21 protein-coding genes and 1 other RNA gene are annotated in these 20966 nt (G+C 44.5%); 11 read left to right on the forward strand and 11 right to left on the reverse strand.

Annotated elements, in window-relative coordinates; translation table 11 throughout:
- Positions 1-58: 58 nt before the first annotated feature.
- The gene (locus C1N53_RS11865) at positions 59-1528 is read left to right on the forward strand and encodes a lipopolysaccharide biosynthesis protein (RefSeq protein WP_137759515.1); all 1470 of its coding nucleotides are present in this window, start codon (positions 59-61) and stop codon (positions 1526-1528) included.
- Between the two features lie 133 nt (positions 1529-1661).
- On the forward strand, positions 1662-2201 hold the full coding sequence (locus C1N53_RS11870; protein ID WP_137759516.1) for a hypothetical protein: 540 nt from the start codon (positions 1662-1664) through the stop codon (positions 2199-2201).
- 90 nt (positions 2202-2291) lie between these two features.
- Here the strand turns inward: C1N53_RS11870 and C1N53_RS11875 are convergent, their stop codons facing one another.
- From C1N53_RS11875 to ffs, 4 genes are all read right to left on the reverse strand, one after another.
- Entirely contained in the window at positions 2292-3002 is a 711-nt protein-coding gene (locus C1N53_RS11875; RefSeq protein ID WP_137759517.1) for a cell division ATP-binding protein FtsE, read from the reverse strand.
- A 6-nt stretch (positions 3003-3008) separates the two neighbouring features.
- Positions 3009-3212, reverse strand: a complete 204-nt coding sequence (locus C1N53_RS11880; protein ID WP_137759518.1) for a fructose-6-phosphate aldolase — start codon at positions 3210-3212, stop codon at positions 3009-3011.
- 111 nt (positions 3213-3323) lie between these two features.
- Positions 3324-3980 carry a fructose-6-phosphate aldolase gene (fsa, locus tag C1N53_RS11885; protein WP_137759519.1) on the reverse strand — a complete coding sequence of 219 codons (657 nt, stop codon included), beginning with the start codon at positions 3978-3980 and terminating at the stop codon, positions 3324-3326.
- A 114-nt stretch (positions 3981-4094) separates the two neighbouring features.
- Positions 4095-4192, reverse strand: an RNA gene (ffs, locus tag C1N53_RS11890) — signal recognition particle sRNA small type.
- A gap of 265 nt (positions 4193-4457) precedes the next feature.
- Between ffs and guaA the strand changes: the two genes are divergently transcribed.
- The 6 genes from guaA (at position 4458) to C1N53_RS11920 (ending at position 11312) form a co-directional block, all read left to right on the forward strand.
- A complete protein-coding gene (gene guaA / locus C1N53_RS11895; protein WP_137761485.1) occupies positions 4458-5987 on the forward strand; it encodes a glutamine-hydrolyzing GMP synthase in 1530 nt (509 codons plus the stop codon).
- A gap of 115 nt (positions 5988-6102) precedes the next feature.
- Complete coding sequence (locus C1N53_RS11900; RefSeq protein ID WP_137759520.1) at positions 6103-7803, forward strand: ABC transporter substrate-binding protein; 1701 nt, start codon at positions 6103-6105, stop codon at positions 7801-7803.
- Positions 7804-7878: 75 nt separating this feature from the next.
- Positions 7879-9177 carry a glutamate-1-semialdehyde 2,1-aminomutase gene (gene hemL, locus C1N53_RS11905; protein ID WP_137759521.1) on the forward strand — a complete coding sequence of 433 codons (1299 nt, stop codon included), beginning with the start codon at positions 7879-7881 and terminating at the stop codon, positions 9175-9177.
- 151 nt (positions 9178-9328) lie between these two features.
- A complete protein-coding gene (locus tag C1N53_RS11910) occupies positions 9329-9991 on the forward strand; it encodes an outer membrane beta-barrel protein (RefSeq protein ID WP_137759522.1) in 663 nt (220 codons plus the stop codon).
- Positions 9992-10170: 179 nt separating this feature from the next.
- A complete protein-coding gene (gene dcd, locus C1N53_RS11915; protein ID WP_137759523.1) occupies positions 10171-10707 on the forward strand; it encodes a dCTP deaminase in 537 nt (178 codons plus the stop codon).
- A 182-nt stretch (positions 10708-10889) separates the two neighbouring features.
- Positions 10890-11312: a hypothetical protein gene (locus C1N53_RS11920; RefSeq protein WP_137759524.1), complete on the forward strand. Its 423-nt coding sequence runs from the start codon at positions 10890-10892 to the stop codon at positions 11310-11312.
- 76 nt (positions 11313-11388) lie between these two features.
- Here C1N53_RS11920 and gldC read toward each other — a convergent pair whose 3' ends face one another.
- Positions 11389-11727 (reverse strand): gliding motility protein GldC, encoded by a 339-nt coding sequence (gldC, locus tag C1N53_RS11925; RefSeq protein ID WP_137759525.1) that lies wholly within the window; start codon positions 11725-11727, stop codon positions 11389-11391.
- 76 nt (positions 11728-11803) lie between these two features.
- On the opposite strand from gldC, the gene C1N53_RS11930 reads away from it, so the two are divergent.
- Positions 11804-12838: an endonuclease/exonuclease/phosphatase family protein gene (locus tag C1N53_RS11930; RefSeq protein WP_137759526.1), complete on the forward strand. Its 1035-nt coding sequence runs from the start codon at positions 11804-11806 to the stop codon at positions 12836-12838.
- Between the two features lie 62 nt (positions 12839-12900).
- Here the strand turns inward: C1N53_RS11930 and dnaN are convergent, their stop codons facing one another.
- The 6 genes from dnaN to C1N53_RS11960 all read right to left on the reverse strand — a co-directional run bounded on the left by dnaN (position 12901) and on the right by C1N53_RS11960 (position 19304).
- Positions 12901-14025: a DNA polymerase III subunit beta gene (gene dnaN, locus C1N53_RS11935; protein ID WP_137759527.1), complete on the reverse strand. Its 1125-nt coding sequence runs from the start codon at positions 14023-14025 to the stop codon at positions 12901-12903.
- A gap of 103 nt (positions 14026-14128) precedes the next feature.
- Positions 14129-15829: a gliding motility-associated ABC transporter substrate-binding protein GldG gene (gene gldG, locus C1N53_RS11940; RefSeq protein ID WP_137759528.1), complete on the reverse strand. Its 1701-nt coding sequence runs from the start codon at positions 15827-15829 to the stop codon at positions 14129-14131.
- Positions 15823-16551, reverse strand: a complete 729-nt coding sequence (gene gldF, locus C1N53_RS11945; protein WP_137759529.1) for a gliding motility-associated ABC transporter permease subunit GldF — start codon at positions 16549-16551, stop codon at positions 15823-15825. The genes gldG and gldF overlap by 7 nt, the downstream gene beginning before the upstream one ends.
- 115 nt (positions 16552-16666) lie before the next feature.
- Positions 16667-17578 carry a gliding motility-associated ABC transporter ATP-binding subunit GldA gene (gene gldA, locus C1N53_RS11950; protein ID WP_137759530.1) on the reverse strand — a complete coding sequence of 304 codons (912 nt, stop codon included), beginning with the start codon at positions 17576-17578 and terminating at the stop codon, positions 16667-16669.
- A gap of 175 nt (positions 17579-17753) precedes the next feature.
- The gene (locus C1N53_RS11955; protein WP_137759531.1) at positions 17754-18458 is read right to left on the reverse strand and encodes an SDR family oxidoreductase; all 705 of its coding nucleotides are present in this window, start codon (positions 18456-18458) and stop codon (positions 17754-17756) included.
- Positions 18459-18596: 138 nt separating this feature from the next.
- Positions 18597-19304 (reverse strand): SDR family oxidoreductase, encoded by a 708-nt coding sequence (locus tag C1N53_RS11960; protein WP_137759532.1) that lies wholly within the window; start codon positions 19302-19304, stop codon positions 18597-18599.
- 111 nt (positions 19305-19415) lie between these two features.
- Here C1N53_RS11960 and C1N53_RS11965 point away from each other — a divergent pair, with 111 nt between their 5' ends.
- A complete protein-coding gene (locus tag C1N53_RS11965; RefSeq protein ID WP_137759533.1) occupies positions 19416-20147 on the forward strand; it encodes an ABC transporter permease in 732 nt (243 codons plus the stop codon).
- A 24-nt stretch (positions 20148-20171) separates the two neighbouring features.
- Positions 20172-20945: an ABC transporter ATP-binding protein gene (locus tag C1N53_RS11970; protein ID WP_137759534.1), complete on the forward strand. Its 774-nt coding sequence runs from the start codon at positions 20172-20174 to the stop codon at positions 20943-20945.
- Positions 20946-20966: the final 21 nt, after the last annotated feature.

Genomic DNA, 20966 nt, shown 5'->3' on the forward strand with positions numbered 1-20966 from the left:
CCACAGGTGCCAATCTTCAAATACTTACCTTTACAGGCTTAGTGTATAGTATCCGTTAATGAGCAAAATTTTACAGCGCGAAGGAATCTGGAATTCAATCATCTCCTATGTAGGTATCGGCATCGGATATGTAAATACAGTGCTGCTGTTCCCTAATTTCCTGGAGGAAGAGCAGCTTGGGCTTACCAGGTTACTGGCCACTATCTCTGTGATGTATGCTCAGTTTTCAGCGCTTGGCTTTGTAAATACCAGTGCACGGTACTTCCCTTACTTTCGAAATAAAGACAGACAACACAATGGCTTTCTGTTTCTGTTGTTGTCTATCCCTTTGCTTGGTTTTCTGGTTGCGACCTCAGCCTTTCTTCTGCTTAAGCCTTTTGTGATAGCGTATTACCAGGAACGATCCAGTATTCTGGTGGATTACTACTACTATATTATTCCACTGGCTCTTTTTACCTTACTCTTTAACATGCTTACCGCTTACCTGCGGTCGCTGTACAAAACCATCATTTCGTCTTTTGCGCAGGACTTCCTGCTCAGGGTGCTTACATCGCTCCTCATATTGGTATATGCCTTTAACTGGCTCAGCTTTCACCAGTTCGTACTACTGTACATAGGCATTAACTCTGCCATTACGCTTGTGCTGGTAGTATATGTTTTATGGCTCAAACAAATGTTTCTGCGCCCTTCGCTGGCAGTACTGCAGATTGTTCCGATTAGAGAGCTGCTTTTTTATGGCTTTTTTACATTTCTGGGCAACATCTCCACTACTATTATCACTACCATAGACCAGGTAATGATTGGTTCTTACAGTTTAAGTGACAACGCCATTTACACCACAGCTTTTTATATTACAAGCGCCGTTATTGTTCCGGCCAAGTCATTGCTGAAAATCGCACACCCACAGGTAGCTGAATTCTGGAAAGACAAGGATATGGAAAGTATGGGGAAGCTGTACAAGAACATTACACTTATCAACCTGATCATTGGTTTACTCTTATCAATTGGCATCTGGGCTAACATAGATAACCTTTTTGATTTTATGCCGGAAACATATCGTGCCGGAAAGTATGTCGTACTCTTTCTGATAATTGCCCGCGTGGTGGACCTGGCTACAAGCCTGAACGGCGTTATTTTGGCTACGTCTGATAAATACAGGTGGGACCTTTCTTTCAACATACTGCTGGCTGGCCTCACCATCTGGACAAACTGGTACTTTATCAGGCGTTATGGCATTAATGGAGCAGCTTTTGCCTCTATGATCTCTTATCTGTTCATTAACATGTCGCGGCTCCTGTTTGTAAAATTTATATACAACCTGCAGCCTTTTGCCTGGAGTTCTGTTACCATTACGTTTATTGCTGCTGTATCTCTGGGTGCAGCTTATCTTCTGCCAGATTTAGGTAACGTATTTTTAGATATCTTTGTCAGATCTTTACTGATAACTGTGATTTATGCCGGCCTAACAATTGGGTTTAAAATATCACCGGAAATAAATGCCTGGCTACAAAAACTTTTGCCCAACTAGCAGGTTGTAAATATGACTATTTCATTATTAAATATAAAATACCTGCGCTTGTTCAGCTTTACCGAGGGCACAAAATGCAACTTAGATGACAGGGCTTCGTTACTTTAATTTGTTCCACCAACCGGGCTTGTCTATGTTACGATACAGCTTCTTCCTGCTACTAACGCTTCCTCTCTACTTCTCCTGCTCTTCAGGCAGTTCCACAGATAAAGAAGCAGAACAGGCGTACCAGGACCTTCGTAATTTTGTAGCAGACGTTGAACAGGATACCGCTATGGCTACTGACGTTACAGAAGCTGCCTGGGAAGAAGAGGCGGATCAGTTGCTGGAAGAATACAGCAAGCACGAATCAAAGGCAGATGAATACCGGGAGCATTATAGTGTGGAAAAACGGGAAGAAATTAAGGCGCTGGAAGAAAGGTTTGAGCTCGCTTATGAGAAAAGGCAAAAGCTATACGATGATGTGAGCCGCCGCTACAGGCTTCGGCAGGATATGTTAGGCGTAGAAGTTGCTGCAGATGATCTAAGCACCATCCAGGCAGATAACATAACAGCCACCTATCAGAAGTTTATAAATACGCTGCATAGTAACAAAGAGCTCTATACGGCCCGGGACTGGGAGCATATAGAAGGCTGGTGGAGCGCCCTAAACGACAGAAGGCAGGAAGTATAAGCCCAACTAAAACCAGCTGATATGGCTATGATTCAAAAGAAACAGGAGGAGTACGTAGCAATAAGGGAAAACCTGAATTAAAGCCTGCAATTAAAAACCATTCGTCAGCGAGAAAGATTCTACACGCGAGTCCAGCACTTTTCCGTGCTCACACTTCAATACCCTGTTCGGGTAACGGTTAATAATTTCGTAGTTGTGGGTTGCCATTAAGATGGCGGTACCACTGTTGTTAATTTCCAGAAACAGCTGCATAATGCCGTCTGCCACCATCGGATCGAGATTACCGGTGGGTTCATCGGCAAAGAGAATAACAGGTTCGTTTAACAGGGCACGTGCAATTACAATGCGCTGCTGCTCACCGCCAGACAGCTGGTGGGGCATCTTGTTGGCAGCCGCATCCAGGCCAACACGCATCAGCACTTCCGAAATGCGTTGCTTTATTTTTGATTTGTCTTTCCAGCCGGTTGCTTTTAAAACGAACGAAAGGTTTTCAGCAACAGTTCTGTCGAAAAGCAGCTGGAAATCCTGGAATATTATACCTATTTTCCGGCGCAGGAAAGGCACCTTTGCACGGGGCAGCTTGCTTAACCTGAATTCTGAAACAGAGCCTATGCCTGTTTGCAGCGGTAAATCGGCGTAAAGGGTTTTTAACAAAGAGCTTTTCCCGCTGCCTGTGCGACCTACCAGGTATACAAATTCTCCTTTCTCAATATCAAAATTCACATTGCTGAGAATGGTATTAACATCCTGGTAAATAACCACGTCGCGTAACGACACGACTGGCGAAGTAGAAAAGTTCATGTGGTATTAAATCTCTAATTTTTGAAGTTTGCCAAACTCTAAACCGGCTATCACTGCTGCCAGGCCATCTTCCTTCCCCTCTAAACCATAGCGATCCAGATTTTTCAAAGGGCGATCGGCCCTGAAGTAGGCAATCAGCACAAAGTTGTCGTCCCGTAGCTGAATATAATCCGGAATCTTAGCCTTTCCTTTTACTTTGATGATATACATCCTGAAGAGAATTATGAATTAGAAATTATGAATTATGAATTATAAATTGAGACCGGGCACTTGCCTCCACCTCATTCATAACTCATAATTCATCATTCATAATTATTATGATTACTTATTTCCTTTAGCATGGTCGGCTAAGAAAGTAGCCAGGCCGCTATCAGTAAGCGGGTGCTTTAGCAGACCTGTGATCACAGAAAGCGGGCAGGTAACTACATCAGCACCAATTTCGGCACACTGCACTAGGTGCATAACGTGGCGAACAGAGGCAGCCAGTACCTGTGTCTGGTAGCCGTAGTTGCTGTAGATATCCACAATCTGCTCAATCAGTTGCAAGCCATTGGTAGAAACGTCATCCAGACGACCTACGAAGGGCGATACATAGGTTGCTCCGGCCTTAGCTGCCAGAATAGCCTGTCCGGCTGAGAACACAAGAGTACAGTTTGTTTTAATTCCTTTTTCGCTGAAATAGCGGATAGCTTTTACACCATCTTTGATCATCGGAACTTTTACAACGATGTTCGGGTGCAGGCTGGCCAAAAACTCACCTTCACTTACGATAGTATCGAAATCTGTTGCGATTACTTCAGCGCTAATGTCACCATCTACTATTTCGCAGATTTTCTTATAATGCGCCATTACGTTGTCGTGGCCAAAGATTCCTTCTTTTGCCATCAAAGACGGGTTTGTTGTTACACCGTCTAATACACCAAGATCGTAGGCTTCCTGAATGTCCTGCAGGTTTGCAGTGTCGATAAAGAATTTCATAGTAATGGGATATAGATTTACATACAAATCTAACGCAATAATCCGAATCAGAAAAGGATAAAGAGATTAATAAAGAATAAATGTATTGGATACACTTATAAGAGAGGGCAAAAAAAAGTGGCAAACCAACATCGCGTCGCTACAACCGCCTACCCTTGCTCGCTTCCGCACCTGGGGGAGTTCGGCGGGAGCTGACCGTGCCGATTTGCCGTTGCAAAGGTAGTAAAATTTATTCTTGCCGCAAACATACCCACACAAAAAATCACTCTTTCACCTTTCACCTAGCTTAACAACTTCATAATAAACTGATTATACTTAAATAAATTTTCATTCAAAGGCTTTGTTTCTTCGTTTCTGTAGTTAAACAAACCTGTTTGACCAGTAAAAACGGAGGCAAGAAATCAGATTTGGGTACAATTGTGCTAAATGAAAAGACAAACTGTTGGTAAAAACTATAAATCTGCCTTAACTTTGCGCATGCCAGAAAAAATACTCATCCTCGACTTTGGCTCCCAGTACACCCAACTTATTGCCAGAAGGGTTCGGGAGCTTAATGTATATTGTGAGATATACCCTTTTAACAAAATCCCAGAACTTACAGACGATGTAAAAGGTGTTATCTTATCAGGAAGCCCTTGCTCTGTTCGCGACTACGAGCATCCAACCATTGATTTGTATCAGTTTATTGGCAAAGTGCCTGTATTGGGCGTTTGCTATGGAGCCCAGCTGATCGCTCATGAACACCAGGGTGAAGTAACCCCTTCTACCATCAGAGAATATGGCCGTGCCAGGTTATCAGAACTGCATACAGCCAGTCGCCTGATGAAGGAACTTACCCCTGGCTCGATCGTGTGGATGTCGCATGGAGATACAATTAAAGAAATTCCGGATAACTTCGAAATTATTGCCAGTACAGAAAGTGTGCGTGTAGCTGCTTATAAACTGCGTGATCATGAGACATATGGTATACAGTTTCACCCGGAAGTAACCCATTCCGATGAAGGCAAGATATTGCTCCGCAACTTTGTAGTGCATATTTGTGAATGCTCTCAGGATTGGACTCCAGACCAGTTTATCGAAAGTACCGTAGCCGAAATACGCGAAACAGTAGGTAACGACAGGGTAGTTTTAGGGCTTTCGGGTGGCGTAGACTCCAGTGTGGCTGCTATGCTGATACACGAGGCTATCGGGGAAAACCTCTACTGTATATTTGTTGATAACGGCCTGCTACGCAAAGATGAGTTTGAGGCCGTGCTGGATTCTTACAAGCACATGGGCCTGAATGTGAAGGGTGTAGATGCCAAAGACCGTTTCTATACGGCACTGGCTGGTATTTCAGATCCTGAGCTGAAGCGTAAAGCAATCGGCCGTGTGTTTATAGAGGTTTTTGATGATGAAGCACACAAAATAGAAAACGTAAAATGGCTTGCACAAGGCACTATCTACCCGGACGTAATTGAATCGCTGAGTGTAAAAGGTCCTTCTGCCACCATTAAATCGCACCATAACGTAGGTGGCCTGCCCGACTTCATGAAACTGAAAGTGGTGGAACCGCTTAAAACACTTTTCAAAGATGAAGTTCGTTTGGTGGGAAGAACACTTAAAATTGATGAATTGATTATCGGCCGCCATCCTTTCCCTGGTCCGGGACTGGCTATCCGTATTTTAGGTGACATCACGCCGCAGAAAGTGCATATCCTGCAGCAGGTAGATGATATCTTCATCAGAAATCTACGTAAATCAGGATTGTATGATGAAGTTTGGCAAGCGGGAGTTATGCTATTGCCGGTACAGTCGGTGGGTGTAATGGGAGATGAGCGTACCTATGAAAACGTGGTGGCCCTTCGCGCTGTAACAAGTGTGGATGGTATGACAGCAGATTGGTCGCGTTTGCCGTATGAATTCCTGGCAGATGTTTCGAACGAAATCATCAATAAAGTAAAAGGCGTAAACCGCGTAGTGTACGATATTAGCTCGAAACCACCAGCTACTATTGAGTGGGAATAAAAACCAGGTATAAGAAGATTGGAGACGCAAGACATAAGACTTGAAGTAAAGAACTAAAAGCCGGATGTCTTGCGTCCTTTGTCTTATGCCTTTTATAGCATACTGTTTTAAAACGATGAAACGAAACTTTTGGAAGCATCTAGCGGCTATACTTTTAGCCGGAGCTTTAGCGTTGCCGGCAAGTGCTCAGCAAAACAACGAAGTAAGGTACAACAACGGTAAAATCTTACTGGAGCAGCAGCGTTTCGACCAGGCAATGGCCGAGCTGATGCCTTTAACAGATGCCGGGAACCCATACGCTCCGGAAGCTTCCTACTTTTATGCGCTGGCTGCCCTGAATGCCTCCAAACTGGTAGATGCCAACCTGATGCTGCAACAGCTGAAGGAACAGCATCCGCAATGGCAAGGCATGCCGGAAGCCCAGTATTTACTGGCAAATGTATTATTTGAGCGGAACAACTATGAGCAGGCACTGGCTGAGCTTCGGCTTATTAAATCATCGGCACTTCGCTCCGATGCCGATGGCCTCAAGCGCTACTACCTGAATCGCCTGAACGACCGCACAACTTTTGAGAAACTGCTACAGCTAAACCCCGAAGATAAAATAGTAGCACAGGCCTTTGCCGATAAGCTGGTAAACGGCTGGTATCGCCCACAGGACAAAACCATTCTCGAAAACCTGGTTGCCAGGCATAACCTGGATCGCAACCGCTATCTCCGTACAAGCAACAGGAACGGCCAGGGTATACGTATAGCAGCCCTTCTCCCCTTCCAGCTGAACCAGGATCCAAACCAATCTGCCCGTAAAAATCAGTTTGTAAACGACTTATATGCCGGCATGAAGCTAGCCCAGGATTCGCTTGCACAATTAGGCATACAAGTGAACCTCTACTCTTATGATGTCGGTACAGATACAGCTACTGCCCGAAAAACGCTGGCGCTGCCAGAGATGCGACAGATGGACCTTGTCATTGGCCCGATCTATAAATCTGCCGCACCGCTCGCAGCCCGCTTTGCTACACAGCACAATATTCCTGTTATAAACCCACTCACCCAAGACCTGGAGGTGGCGCAAAACAGCCAGCAGGTATACCTGTTTGAGTCGTCTATAGCCACACAGGCACGGCAGGCAGCCAGCTATGCGTACAACAACTTTTCTCCTAAAACGGTTACTATTTTATACGAAGGTGCCTCCTCCGACACAACTTTTGCGCGCTATTACCGCCAGCACTTCATTAGCCTGGGAGGAAAAGTAAAGGCTTATAAAAAAATAAACTCAGCCCAGGCCTCTGCTACCGCCTCGGCTTTTACCAGCCTCGACCTCACAAATATTGGCCACTTAGCCGTTTTTTCAGATAAAATGACCGCTGCTGTAAATGCGATGAGTTTACTGAGCGGAAGACCTGAAAGGCTGCCCCTGATTACGTATGACAAATGGCTGGAGATTAACCAGATCTCTTTGCGCCAACTCGACAACCAGGAGATATATTTTATTAGCCCCAAGTATGTAAACAGAATGTCGCCGGCTACCAACTGGTTCAGGAAACGTTATACAGCAAAGTATAATTTACCACCTTCGGCCTACGCCTATGCTGGTTTTGAGATGCTGTTCTACTACAGCAACCTGCTCCAGCAGTACGGTTCTAACCTGAGCCAGGCATTGGTTGCAAGCGGAGTAAAGCCGGGCGTTCTTTACCAGGGTATTGGTTACACCAATGGCACTGCCAGTACAGAACCTAAAAAAGACAATCAATATGTTCCGATAACCAAGCTGGAGAACCTACAGCTTATTGTCGTGAACCCAACATTCTATTAAAAGCCAGTACATGCGCAGATTGCAGAAATTAATTACTCTGCCATGCAATCATAAAAATAATTTGAACTCTATACTATGAAGATAGCTCCTATCAGCGAAGAACTTTTTCAGCGTGCACAGCATAGCATACCCGGTGGCGTAAACTCACCGGTTCGAGCCTTTAGAGCAGTAGGCGGAAACCCTCGTTTCATGGTTTCAGCCAAAGGCCCCTACCTGTACGATGAAGACGGAAATCAGTACATAGAATTTATAAACTCCTGGGGGCCGATGATCTTAGGCCACGCTTCAGAGGTAGTAGAAAAAGCCGTTCGGGAGGCTATACCAAACTCACTCTCCTTCGGAGCTCCCACCCGCAGAGAGATTGAAATCGCCGAGCTCATTATTGACATGGTGCCTTCGGTAGAGAAGGTACGTATGGTAAATTCGGGTACAGAGGCTACCATGTCGGCTATTCGCGTGGCCAGAGGCTATACAGGCCGCAGCAAGATTATTAAGTTTGAAGGCTGCTACCACGGCCACGGTGACTCCTTCTTGATAGCTGCCGGTAGTGGCGCTGTTACTTTGGGGTATCCTGATAGTCCGGGAGTAACCATGGGTGTTGCTGCCGATACACTTACAGCACCTTATAACAACCTGGAAGCCGTAAAAACACTGGTAGATGCTAATAAGGATCATGTAGCCGCCATCATTCTGGAACCTGTGGCAGGCAACATGGGGCTGGTAACACCTGAACCTGATTTTCTGCAGGGACTTCGCACGCTCTGTGATCAGCATGGCATTGTGCTTATTTTCGACGAAGTGATGACAGGTTTCCGCCTGGCACCTGGCGGGGCACAGCAGTTACTGGGTATTACACCAGATATGACAACGCTTGGCAAGATTATAGGCGGCGGTATGCCTGTAGGTGCCTACGGTGGTAAAAAAGAAATAATGGACTTTGTAGCTCCTGCCGGGCCTGTATACCAGGCGGGCACCCTATCGGGTAACCCTATTGCGATGGCAGCAGGTATGGCTATGCTACAGCACCTGCACAACAACGCATCCGTTTACGAAACATTGGAAAACACAACTTCTAAAATCGTAAATGGCATGCAGGAGAACATGCAAAAGCTCGGCCTGAACTATACGATAAACCGCATTGGCTCTATGTTTAGTATTTTCTTTACCCAGCAGCGTGTAGCAGATTTTGAAAGTGCCAAAACTTCAGACACAGCTTTATTCGGCCGCTACTTTAACAGCATGCTGCAGCGAGGTATATATCTTGCACCATCGCAATACGAAGCCTTGTTTGTTTCTACATCCATTACCGATGAGCTGGTAGAACAATACCTGCAAGCGAATTTTGAAGCATTACAAGAGGCACATCAGCAATAGTGTAAAAACAGAAAATTACCGGAAGCGGCAGCACCAGCAATGGTTCCTGCCGCTTTTGTTTTCTAAGTATCTGTTTCAGCCGGCTTATTTATCATTCCCGCAAATTATTGCTATATTAGTATAACAGTACTTCTCACCTGCAGTTATACCCATGAAACAGTTATTCATTCTGCTGTCTTTCCTGCTTTGCACATTCACTGCCAGCTCTCAAAGCAAACTTTTCTTTGGAATAAATGCCGGACCAGATTTTACACTGGATAACTCTTTGCCCTTACCCACTCCAGATGCAAGTTTCAGGAACAAACCCAGCTGGAATTTTCTGGCCAGAATAGGCACCGATATTGGCCACAACAGCAGAATCCGACTGGACCTGGGTAGCATTGACATGAACAGCCGTCTAACCTACAACTACAATAGCTCACCACCTGACCCTGAAGTACCGGTAAAAACAGAGTTGGCAATTCATACTGCCGTGCTGAACTTTAACTACGATTACAAGGCAATCAGCTTCGAAAAATTTGACGTGTATGCGTCAGCGGGTTTGCGGGCACAATTTCCAACCAGCAAAAAAGAGACAACAACTTATTCAGATAACAGAGAAGTAGAGACAACCCGTGTTATTACCCAGTTCAACAAGAGCCTGTATGGTTTTGGTGCAGGTATAGTGCTTAAATACAAGCATTCTGATAAAGCTGCCTTTACACTAAGCCCCGATTACAGCCATTATTTCGAAGGCTTAAACAAAGGAAACAGCAGCAGTGTAAAACGGTTGAACTTAAGCGTGGGTGTGGAGTATAGGTTATCAATGGAATAAGAAAGGTAAGCTGATTTTAAAGCAGGTGACAAATTAATCTAAACTTACACTACTCTTTTTACTTCTTTAAGTAATCATTACAGGTAGACGGGCAACAAATTCACCGCTATATTCTCACACCTCCATTAGTGGCTTTTCAGCTTATTTTACTACTTTTACAGCTTGTAAAAGCCCATCACATGATATTAACAGATCAGCAAATTTTAGAGGAGATAGAAAAAGGCACCATTCTGATTGAGCCGTTCCGGCCTTCCAGCCTTGGCACCAATTCATACGATGTGCATTTGGGCCGTTACCTGGCTACTTACCGCGACGAAGTGTTGGATGCCCGTGCCCATAACGAGATAGACGTGTTTGAGATACCGGAAGAAGGCATCGTACTACGCCCGGAAGTTTTGTACTTGGGCGTTACCCTGGAGTATACCGAAACCCATGCACACGTGCCGTTTTTAGAAGGAAAATCGAGTGTTGGCCGTTTAGGTATAGATATACATGCTACAGCAGGAAAAGGCGACGTAGGCTTCTGTAATACCTGGACTTTGGAAATTTCTGTTACACAGCCTGTACGCGTATACTATGGGATGCCAATTGGGCAGTTAATCTACTTCGAAGTAAAAGGCGGTATCCAAAACTATTACAACAGGAAAGAGAACGCTAAATACAATACCCGCACTATTGCTCCGGTGGAGTCGATGATGTGGAAAAATAAGTGGTAAAAGCAAATCACTGACAGTTAAAGCAAGAGAGGCTGCCCTGATACAGGCAGCCTCTCTTGCTTTAAGCACAGATAATGGTAATGTGCCTGATGTTACAGAAATGAATCATTCTGCCTGCTCCTTTGTTATTAAGACTGACACAACGAAGTACCTTATTAACACAACAAAATAAAACACAACTTATGAAGAAATTACTTGCATTAGCTCTCTTAACATTTGGAATTGTATTTGGCACAACTGCTTCCGGCAACAAAGTTTCGGTTGAAGCAAGAGCAGCAAACATAAGCAGCCAGATGATTAAGGAACTACGCTTAAACAACTATCAGGCAAACAAGGTAAAAGAGATAAACCTGGCTGTAATTGCCAAAATAGCCGCTATAGAAAAAGCGTATGCAGGTAACGCCGAACTTATCGAGCAGAAGTGTAAAGAAGCACGCGCTGAACGCGATCTTGCATTGGAAGACATTTTAAGCACAGCCCAGTATAGCAACTACTTCGGAAACCGCAAAGCTTATACTCAGGCAGATAAAGCATATGTGGCCAATGCTGGTCAGGCTACAGAAAAAGCAGCTGATCTTAGGGCATCACTTTCTTCCACAAAATAAAGACCAACCAAACCTTTTTTAGATATTAAAAAAGCCACTCCTAAGAGTGGCTTTTTTGTTTATAACACAGGCATCATTAGCCATTCTTTTGCCTGTCCTGCTCTACATGCTGCATCAGCTCTTCGCAGAGGGCACGCATTTTCTGGGCCATTACCTGGTCGCTGGTAGCAGTAGCGATGCTTTGTGCCATTGCACCAATGCTGTCAATGTAGAAGTATTTCATCTCCTCAACCGGCATATCCTTTGTCCAAAGGTCAATTTTCATTGTGCCCGCCTCATCTCTGTCCCAAAGAGAAATGTTAATGGCTTTGGCAAAATGTATTTTTTCTCCGGCATCGGTTGCTCTCCAGCTGATGGCTTCGGGAATCTTCTGATCGTCCAGGGCAATGCTAAAGTATATCTCTGACTTCTTCATTTTCGTAATTTTTGAACTTTGTTATATCTATATCTCGTAATATGCCTACTCACATATATTAGTACAAAGTTACGCGATGCGATACGGAATAAAAACCCTCTTACTGCTTTTTACAACAATCACCTTTACAGGCTGTGCCTCCTTATTTCAAAAAGATAAGAATTTGCACACGGTAGCCTTTTATAACGTTGAGAAATTATACGATACGCAAGCCAGCACCGAGCGAAACGATCTGGATTTTACTCCAGGCGGAGCTCTTGCCTGGGACGACACACGGTACCGAAAGAAGATCAGCAACCTGGCTAATGTTATGCAGGACATCGGTGGTAAAAAAGGAGCTACGCTAATAGGCCTGAGCGAGGTTGAGAACCAGCAGGTTGTAAAAGACCTGATGAATACTACACCGCTTAAAAAGCACAACTATGCCATTATTCACTACGAATCTCCTGATATAGCTGGCCTGGATCTGGCTTTCCTCTACAATCCTAAACAATTTACGCCAACAGCGCACCGCACTATTCCGGTTGAAAACCTGCCGAGGAACACGAAAACCAGAGAGATAGTAGAAATTAAAGGACTGTTGCAGAAAGAACCGATAACGATATACCTGAACCACTGGCCAGACAATACGGGCAATGTAAGAGCCGGAGCGCAAAATCGTAGAGCTGCCGCTACCACGCTACGTAAACTTATCGACAATCTGCTGGAAGCTGATCCCAACGCTAAAATAATTGTGATGGGTGATTTTGGGGAGCTGCCCTCCTCGCCGATCCTGGAAAACGTTTTAAAAGCTACCGGGCGTCCTAACCCTGCTTATAACAAGGAACTTTTCAATATCTTTTATATGGCCCATGTGCAAGGTAACGGCAGTGTATACAGGAGAAACAAATTCCAGATGCTGGATCAAATTATGGTTTCTAAATCTTTTTTAAACGGGCAGGGGCTGCAGTATGTCAGAGGCTCTGAGCATATACATGCACCAGATTTTGCCAAACACAATTTCGGGAAGCTGAAAAATAGCCCTATCAGAACCTTCACGGGCACCACCTACTTGGGGGGATACAGCGACCACTTCCCGATATACATAAAGCTCCAGAAAGGGAAAAGATAAGCCGCTAAAAGCACAAAAGGCGGGCCATATGGCCCGCCTTTTGTACATAAGGAGAAAATTCCTTATACGTAATTGTTCAGCATTACTGGCATTACCAGCATTAAAACATTTTCATTATCTTCATTGGTAAGCGGCATTAATAAACCAGCTCTGTTCGGAGTTGATAATTCAAATGTGATCTCATCAGAATCCATATTATTCAGCATCTCGATCAGGAACTTGGCATTAAATCCGATTTCCATATCCTCTCCTTCATACTGGCAAGACAAACGCTCGTTTGCTTCGTTAGAGAAATCCAGGTCTTCGGCAGAAACCTGAAGCTCAGAGCCAGAAAGTTTTAACCTGATCTGGTGCGTTGTTTTATTCGAGTAGATAGAGATACGTCTGACAGAGCTTAAAAGAGCAGTACGTTCAATAACCAGTTTATTCGGGTTTTTCACCGGAATAACGTTCTCGTAATCAGGATAACGCTCATCTATCAGGCGGCACACCATACGGATGTTATCAAAGCTGAAGAAGGCGTTCGACTGGTTAAACTCTACACGCACAGCTGTTGCTTCGGTTGGCAGCGTAGATTTTAGCAGCGTAAAAGCTTTGCGCGGAATAATCAGAGATGCTTCCTGGCTGGTTGTGATATCCTGGCGGCGGTAGCGTAACAAACGGTGACCATCCGTCGCCACAAAAGTAACATTATCAGAACGTAGTTGAACGAAGATACCCGTCATAGCCGGACGAAGCTCATCGTTGCTAACTGCAAAAATAGTTTTATTGATAGCTCTGGAAAGCACGTTAGACGGTATCTCAATCGCGTTGTCTCCTTTTACAACCGGCACACGCGGAAAATCCGTTGCATTCTCGCCTGAAAGTTTGTAGCGGCCGTTAGAAGAACTGATCTCAATAGTATACGTCTCTTCGTCGATAGTGAAGGTTACCGGCTGATCTGGCAGGTTCTTAAGCGTTTCCAGCAAAATTTTAGCAGGAGCCGCTATACGGCCATTTTCCCTTGCCTCAACCGGCAGCTCTGTAATCATGGATGTTTCCAGATCGCTGGCGGTAATGGTAAGTGTGCTTTCGTTTATTTCGAACAAAAAGTTCTCTAGGATAGGAACCACCGGATTGCTGGTTACTACTCCGTTTATGCTGGCTAACTGCTTTAAGAGAGCAGATGAAGAAACGATAAATTTCATTACGTATACTTATAATGTTATTAAGGCAAAGTTATAAATATTTTGCATTTATACTACTTGCCAGCGGCCTCCTTTTTCAGGAAAACATATAGAAAAATCAATTTTAGAAGCGCTCATACTTTCTTTTTCGGATATAATAGCGCACAACTCCAAAAATGATAAGCAACACAACCGGCACTACCAGGTTTATCAGCTGCCAGGTAGTTCTTTCTTCCTTTACTCTTACCCGATCCAAAGGCCGTAGTTGTATTTCCTTACTGCGCACGTTTATAAGACCTTCCGAATCGAGCAGGTAATGAATGGTATTCAGAGCCAGCTCCCGGTTCGCAAAGGTGATGTTATTATAGCGGTCAAAACCTAACTCATAAGCCTGCCCTGTTCTGGGGTTGATTTCATTTCGAACCAAGTCGCCATCTGAAAATACTGCTATTTTAGAAGCCACTCCCTGCTCCTGTACCTGTGTCTGCTGCACGCCTTCAGGTGCTCTTCTGTTCCGGAAAAGGGAGGTAAACTCTCCCTCCAGTAGAAATCCTACCGGCTGATTACCAGCCTGGTACTGCTCCGGGTTCACCTGCATGCGTGCCTCCTCCAGGGTTAGCGGTACAGGCACCTGCATAATGCGCGAGTAAAGTGAGGTGTGCAGCAACGGCGTTTTACGTATCCCATCAGCACGAACCGTATCTATAGTACCTATAAAGCGGGAGAGTACGGCATCCAGGTTGCGGGTGATAGGATGCTTGCTGAACGTATTCAGAATCGGATAAAAGCGCCAGTTCATCATCTCCGTCTGTGGCCTGTCCCCCAGATAGCCTGTTACCATAGGTATAAAGGCAGAGTTGAGGTCCATGATCATCGTCTGGTTGAGGCGCGCGCCATAGCGGAAAAGCAGATCATCCAGGTTCAGGTTATAAGGTACGGCAAACATGCCGCCAGCGCCCACACTATCCATGTTGGCATTCAAGGCATCAACAAAAAATACTGCTTTGCCACCTTTCATTATAAACTGATCAATTTTGTACTTATCTGCTTCGGAGAAGGCAGCAGTAGGCTTCGCCACTATGATCAGATCAAGCCCTTCCAAAGTCGGAATCAGGTTTAAATCGCCACGCGCTACTCTGTAAAACTCCTGCAGAGAACCTAAAAGATCTGTTACCTGCTGCATTTCCAGCTCCCCCTGACCAGTAATATAGCCAATGGTTTTGTTGCCCTGCAAAGCAACTTTCCGGATGGCCGTAGCCAGCTCATACTCCACCCCTTCCACCGACTGGTTTAGCCGCTGTTCGGCAGAGGCAGAGAGGTTGCCTTTCAACAGCGAAACGCCTGCCTCTTTGCCTTTATATTTCACCAGTGCTCCCGGAAACACCAGCCTTTCCACCTGCTTTCCTTCTTCATTTGCCCGTAGGTTGGTGGGCTGTATGCCTTTCTTAGCCAGGTTTGTAATATACTCTACCCGTTGCTCTTCGTCCTGTATATCGTTCGGATCGATGAATATATATCTAATATTTCCTCCGGCATAAATCCTGAACTCCTCCAGCGTCTCCCTGACAGATTGTTGTAATCGTTTAAAACCCGCCGGGAAATCGCCCTCTAAGTATACTTCTACCACTACCTCGTCCTCCAGTTGCTGAAGCATCTGTTTGGTAACAGGTGCAATGGTGTAACGCTTATCTTCTGTTAAATCGAGGCGGAAGAAATAGGTAGAAGCCAGCAGGTTTAACAGGACAATGCCTGCCACCCACAGGAAAAACCGCAGAAAATCCTGGTTTCGCTTGCTCTTAAACTGTTTTGGCTGCTCGGTTACCATTTTCTGCTCCTCAGTACAAGTTTAGTGGCCAATACCATAATAGCTATTACGCTAACAAAATACAGCACATCTCTCGAATCTATCAGCCCCTTGCTGATAGCGGTATAGTGGTTTGCAATACCTAATTGGTTGATGTAGTAACTGTAGCTTGTTAAAGCCGGAATAGAGGCAATTGATTCGAAGCCGGTATAGATGATAAAGCACAAGAAAACAGCAATCACAAACGAAATAATCTGGTTACTGGAAATAGAGGATGCAAAAACACCTATGGCTGCAAAAACCCCGGAAAGAAAGACCAGCCCCAGGTAAGAGCCTACCACTGCCGCTGAATCTACGTTGCCTTTCGGGTTGCCAAGTTCGTAAACCGTATAATAGTAAATAAGCGTAGGCACCAGCGCAAACAAAGCCAGCAGCAATGCTGCAAAGTATTTACCTAAGATCAGCTGTAAATCAGAAATGGGCTTGGTTAGCAGCAACTCAATGGTTCCCTCCCGCTTCTCCTCTGCAAAAGTCCGCATGGTAATAGCGGGTATCAGGAACAGGAATACCCAGGGAGCCATGTTAAACAGGGTTTGCATATCGGCAAAACCATAGTCGAGTACGCTGCTTTCCGGGAACACCCACATAAACATACCGATTGCTACCAGAAACACCGTAATCACGATGTAAGCAATCAGTGAGTTCAGGAAACCGTTAAACTCTTTTTTTAGTATGGATAACATTCTTTATTTAATTAAAAATTATGAATTAGAAATTAGAAATTTTGGACCCGCAGCTAACTAAATGTCTCTGCTATCGATCCGACTTTTTCTATTTCTAATTTTTAATTTCTGATTACTATTTCGTTAGTTGTTGAAATATCTTTTCCAGTGAATTTTCTTCTTGGCGAAGCCCTACCAGTGGCCAGTTTCGTTCGGCTGCAATCCGGAAAACAGCAGACCGGATATCGGCATCTTTCTGAGATATAACACGATAGGTATAGCCTTGTGCAAGACCAACTGTTAAAACGCCTGGTATAATTTGCAGTGCTTCAATTTCTACCGGCTGCTCAAACTCCACCAGCGTTGTTTTCTCTCCTCTGTCACCGGCCTGTAGGCTGGCTACATCGCTATCAGCAACTAACTTTCCCCTGTTTATAATCACCACCCGGTCGCAGATAGCCGCTACTTCCTGCATAATGTGCGTAGAAAAAATAACTGTTTTATCCTGCCCAATGCGTTTGATAAGCGAACGGATTTCCACAATCTGGTTTGGGTCAAGTCCTGTAGTTGGTTCATCCAGTATAAGGACCTTCGGATCGTGTACCAACGCCTGTGCCAGGCCTACTCTCTGACGATATCCTTTGGAAAGGGCACTAATTTTCTTTCCCTGCTCCAATGTAAGCCCGCAAAGCTCCACCATTTCCTTTACCCGGTCCTTTGCCTTTCTGCCCTTTAAACCATAAACAGAAGCCACAAAAGCCAGGTATTCGTGCACATACATATCCAGGTACAGCGGGTTATGTTCCGGCAAATAGCCCACACTGCGGCGCACAGCCATTGGCTCCCGCACTACATCATACCCGTTTACCAGTATAGTACCTGCACTCGGAGGCAGATAACAGGTGGCAATTTTCATGGTTGTAGATTTCCCGGCCCCATTCGGACCCAGAAAACCTACAATTTCGCCCTGCCCTGCCGTAAAACTGATGGCATCTACCGCATGCTGCGAGCCAAATAGTTTTGTTAAGTTATTTACTTCAACAGACAATTTTGAAAAGATAAGAATGAATAAACAATGATGTTCTTCTCTTTGATTTAGAGCTTATGCTATAGGAAAAAAGCAGCAATTCTTAACGCTGTTTCTCCAGCTTAATTGTTTACCTGCTGCTTCTTTTATTCCCGAACTTGCTCTGCAAAGCTACAAAAGCCGAGCCAGACTCTGCTTATTTCTGGCGTTTTCCCTTAGGCATAAGCGGGCGAACTTCAATATCTATGTGGTGGTAATTCGGGTGAGACTCTAAAGCATGCAGAATAGTAGAAGCAATGTCTTCGGGCCGCATCATGTTGTCATTGAGTGTAACGCTTTCTATCGGATCGAAGAAATTTGTTTTAACTGAGCCGGGATAAATGCAGGTGACCTTTACTCCATACTCCCGCACTTCTTTGTACAGGGAATGCGAAAGCCCCCGTACCGCATGCTTGGTAGCACAATAGCCCGACATTTGCTCCACACCTGTAGTACCTGCAATAGAAGAGATGTTAATGATATGCCCTTCCTCCTGCTCTTTCATGCCTGGTACCACCAAACGTGTACAGTAAAAGAGGCCATTCACATTGGTATCGAACATGGTATGCCACTCATCCAGAGTTTGCTCTTCCAGTTTAGCAGAAAAGCCTAATCCGGCATTGTTTACAAGTATAGTAATGTTCCCGCCCAGTTTTTCAACAGTCTGGTTAAAAGCTTCCTGCACCTGCTCTGGCTTTCGTATATCGCAGGCAAAGAAAGAAAAGTTTTCGTGTTCAAGGTCAGAGGCTGTTCTTCCCCAGCCTGCTACTTTTACTCCTTTCTCTAATAACGCCTGAGTGGTGGCAAGGCCAATACCACGGCTTGCACCAGTTACAACTGCTATCTTTCCGGTTAGATTCATAATTAAGATTAAATTGCTGCTAACTATACATAGAAACAGTAAAATCCTCAACAATTTTTTACTGATCTTTCTTATTAATTGATTTTACAAAAGTATCAAAGTTTGTATTACATGCCTGAACGGAAAGACAGGATTTACCTACAGATCTCCTAACTGCGGCCTTATAAGGATTTCTTCTACCACACTATTGGCTGATATCGTGTAGGCATTATACATGGAGATGGCCACATCTTCGGGCTTCATAAATCTTTCCGGCGGCAGGTCCACGCCCTCCCAACTGGCTGTTAGGGTGGCACCAGGCAACACAGCAGTTACCCGAACATTATGCTCCTTCAGTTCTTCCCGCAATACCTTTGTCATGCCATACAAGGCGTATTTAGAAATACAGTAAGAACCACCATTGGTATAAGGCGTTATACTTGCAGTGGAACACATATTAAAGATATGGCCGGAGCGCTGCCTGATCATTTCCGGCACAAAGGCTTTGGTAATATAATAGGCACTATACAGGTTGGTTTCGATCATAGATGGCAGGGCCTGCTCTGGTTCTTCATGCACCTTGCCCGGTATAAAGAGGCCACTGTTATTTACCAGCACATCAATTTTTACACCCAAACCTTTTACGTAGTCAACAAAGGATTTTAAGGAGTCTTTGTCGCTCAAATCAGCTTCTTTATAAAACACTTTCGAAAAAGTAAAATCCTGTTCCAGTTCCAGCTTCAACTTTTGCAGATCATTTTCGTTTCGAGAGCAGGTAATTATATGGAAGCCTTCTTTTGCAAACTGTTGAATAACAGCACGACCAATTCCTTTTGTGCCTCCTGTTACCAGAATATATCGCTGCATATATGTTAATCTTTATATGTTTTTTATTTTTAATCGTAATATAGGCATTAATACAGTAATTTTACTCCCATTCCCGTTATATACCACATTATAACTGCAGTCGCTTTTTATATGCTAAACCATTTCGGCAGATATCTGTTATTTATGTCTACCCTTTTTACCCGAAAAGAATCGGCTAAAATTATATTTAACAGAACCATAGATGAAGCCATTCTGATCGGCATCAATTCTATCTTTATTGTTGCCATTGTCTCCACCTTTATTGGTGCTGTAACCTGTGTTCAGATCTCCTATAACCTCAACAACGCCTTTATTCCACGCTCCACCATTGGTTTTATGGTGCGGGAGATGACATTGCTGGAACTTGCTCCTACCATTACATCTATTGTACTGGCAGGAAAAGTAGGTTCTAACATTGCCGGCGGGCTGGGCACTATGCAGATAACAGAGCAGGTAGATGCTTTGGAAGTGATGGGAATTAACTCTACCTCTTACCTGGTTCTTCCTAAAGTAATAGCTGCTCTCCTGGTTTTCCCGATGCTGGTGGTGCTGGCCATGTTTCTTTCTATTGGCGGCGGCTTTGTAGCAGGCTGGCTTTCCGGTGAAATATCGCCACAGGAATACGTGTCAGGCATACGATCCGACTTTGTTCCGTATAACATTGTTTTTGCCCTGGTTAAATCTTTTGTATTTGCTTTTCTGATCTCTTCTATCTCTTCTTTTAAAGGTTATAACACACGAGGTGGCGCGCTGGAAGTAGGTGAAGCAAGTACCGGAGCCGTAACCAACAGCGTTATTGCTATTCTGATTGCCGACTTTGTGCTGGCTAACATGTTGCTGTAAAGGCCTTATATTTGAGATAGAAGTATGATAGAAATACATAATATTCATAAATCCTTTAATGGAAAAAAAATTCTGGACGGTGTTAGCGGCATTTTCGAAACAGGAAAAACAAACCTGTTGCTTGGGGCCAGCGGTACCGGAAAGAGTGTGCTCTTGAAATGCATTGTAGGTCTGGTAAAGCCGGATTTGGGAAGCGTTACCTTCGATGGCACCTACTTTACCAACAATAAGCTGGACATACGCCAGGAGATTCGCCGTAAGATTGGCATGCTCTTCCAGGGATCGGCTTTATTCGATTCTATGACGGTGGAGCAGAATGTTGAATTTCCGCTTAAAATGCTTACGGAAATGAACAAAAGCGAGCGAAAAGACCGGGTTAACTTTTGCCTGGAACGTGTAGGGCTACAGGGGGCCAACAAAAAAATGCCTTCTGAGATAAGCGGGGGTATGAAAAAACGTGTGGGTATAGCCCGGGCCATTGCACCAAACTGCACCTATCTTTTCTGCGATGAGCCAAATTCCGGCCTGGACCCTCAGACAGCCCTAACGATTGATGAACTCATCAAAGAGATTACAGAAGAGTATAATATCACCACTATTATTGTAACGCACGACATGAACTCTGTTATCGAGATCGGTGATAAGATCATGTTCCTTTACCAGGGTAAAAAGCTATGGGAAGGCTCCCGCGACGATATTATGGGTAGCAATGTGAAAGAGCTAAACGACTTTATTTTCTCCAACCGCCTGATGCGTGACGCCAAACGGATAGAAGAAGAGGAAGGCAAAAGAGACTAAGCTGCTTAAACACTATAAAAA

Origin of the sequence: Pontibacter sp. SGAir0037, assembly GCF_005491705.1 — a bacterium.
In the GTDB taxonomy this organism is placed as follows: Bacteria; Bacteroidota; Bacteroidia; order Cytophagales; family Hymenobacteraceae; genus Pontibacter.

Coding starts and splice junctions, on each gene's coding strand:
- C1N53_RS11865 (WP_137759515.1), top strand. CDS start 59: ATGAGCAAAATTTTACAGCGCGAAGGAATCTGGAATTCAATCATCTCC.
- C1N53_RS11870 (WP_137759516.1), top strand. CDS start 1,662: ATGTTACGATACAGCTTCTTCCTGCTACTAACGCTTCCTCTCTACTTC.
- C1N53_RS11875 (WP_137759517.1), bottom strand. CDS start 3,002: ATGAACTTTTCTACTTCGCCAGTCGTGTCGTTACGCGACGTGGTTATT.
- C1N53_RS11880 (WP_137759518.1), bottom strand. CDS start 3,212: ATGTATATCATCAAAGTAAAAGGAAAGGCTAAGATTCCGGATTATATT.
- fsa (WP_137759519.1), bottom strand. CDS start 3,980: ATGAAATTCTTTATCGACACTGCAAACCTGCAGGACATTCAGGAAGCC.
- guaA (WP_137761485.1), top strand. CDS start 4,458: ATGCCAGAAAAAATACTCATCCTCGACTTTGGCTCCCAGTACACCCAA.
- C1N53_RS11900 (WP_137759520.1), top strand. CDS start 6,103: ATGAAACGAAACTTTTGGAAGCATCTAGCGGCTATACTTTTAGCCGGA.
- hemL (WP_137759521.1), top strand. CDS start 7,879: ATGAAGATAGCTCCTATCAGCGAAGAACTTTTTCAGCGTGCACAGCAT.
- C1N53_RS11910 (WP_137759522.1), top strand. CDS start 9,329: ATGAAACAGTTATTCATTCTGCTGTCTTTCCTGCTTTGCACATTCACT.
- dcd (WP_137759523.1), top strand. CDS start 10,171: ATGATATTAACAGATCAGCAAATTTTAGAGGAGATAGAAAAAGGCACC.
- C1N53_RS11920 (WP_137759524.1), top strand. CDS start 10,890: ATGAAGAAATTACTTGCATTAGCTCTCTTAACATTTGGAATTGTATTT.
- gldC (WP_137759525.1), bottom strand. CDS start 11,727: ATGAAGAAGTCAGAGATATACTTTAGCATTGCCCTGGACGATCAGAAG.
- C1N53_RS11930 (WP_137759526.1), top strand. CDS start 11,804: ATGCGATACGGAATAAAAACCCTCTTACTGCTTTTTACAACAATCACC.
- dnaN (WP_137759527.1), bottom strand. CDS start 14,025: ATGAAATTTATCGTTTCTTCATCTGCTCTCTTAAAGCAGTTAGCCAGC.
- gldG (WP_137759528.1), bottom strand. CDS start 15,829: ATGGTAACCGAGCAGCCAAAACAGTTTAAGAGCAAGCGAAACCAGGAT.
- gldF (WP_137759529.1), bottom strand. CDS start 16,551: ATGTTATCCATACTAAAAAAAGAGTTTAACGGTTTCCTGAACTCACTG.
- C1N53_RS11955 (WP_137759531.1), bottom strand. CDS start 18,458: ATGAATCTAACCGGAAAGATAGCAGTTGTAACTGGTGCAAGCCGTGGT.
- C1N53_RS11960 (WP_137759532.1), bottom strand. CDS start 19,304: ATGCAGCGATATATTCTGGTAACAGGAGGCACAAAAGGAATTGGTCGT.
- C1N53_RS11965 (WP_137759533.1), top strand. CDS start 19,416: ATGCTAAACCATTTCGGCAGATATCTGTTATTTATGTCTACCCTTTTT.
- C1N53_RS11970 (WP_137759534.1), top strand. CDS start 20,172: ATGATAGAAATACATAATATTCATAAATCCTTTAATGGAAAAAAAATT.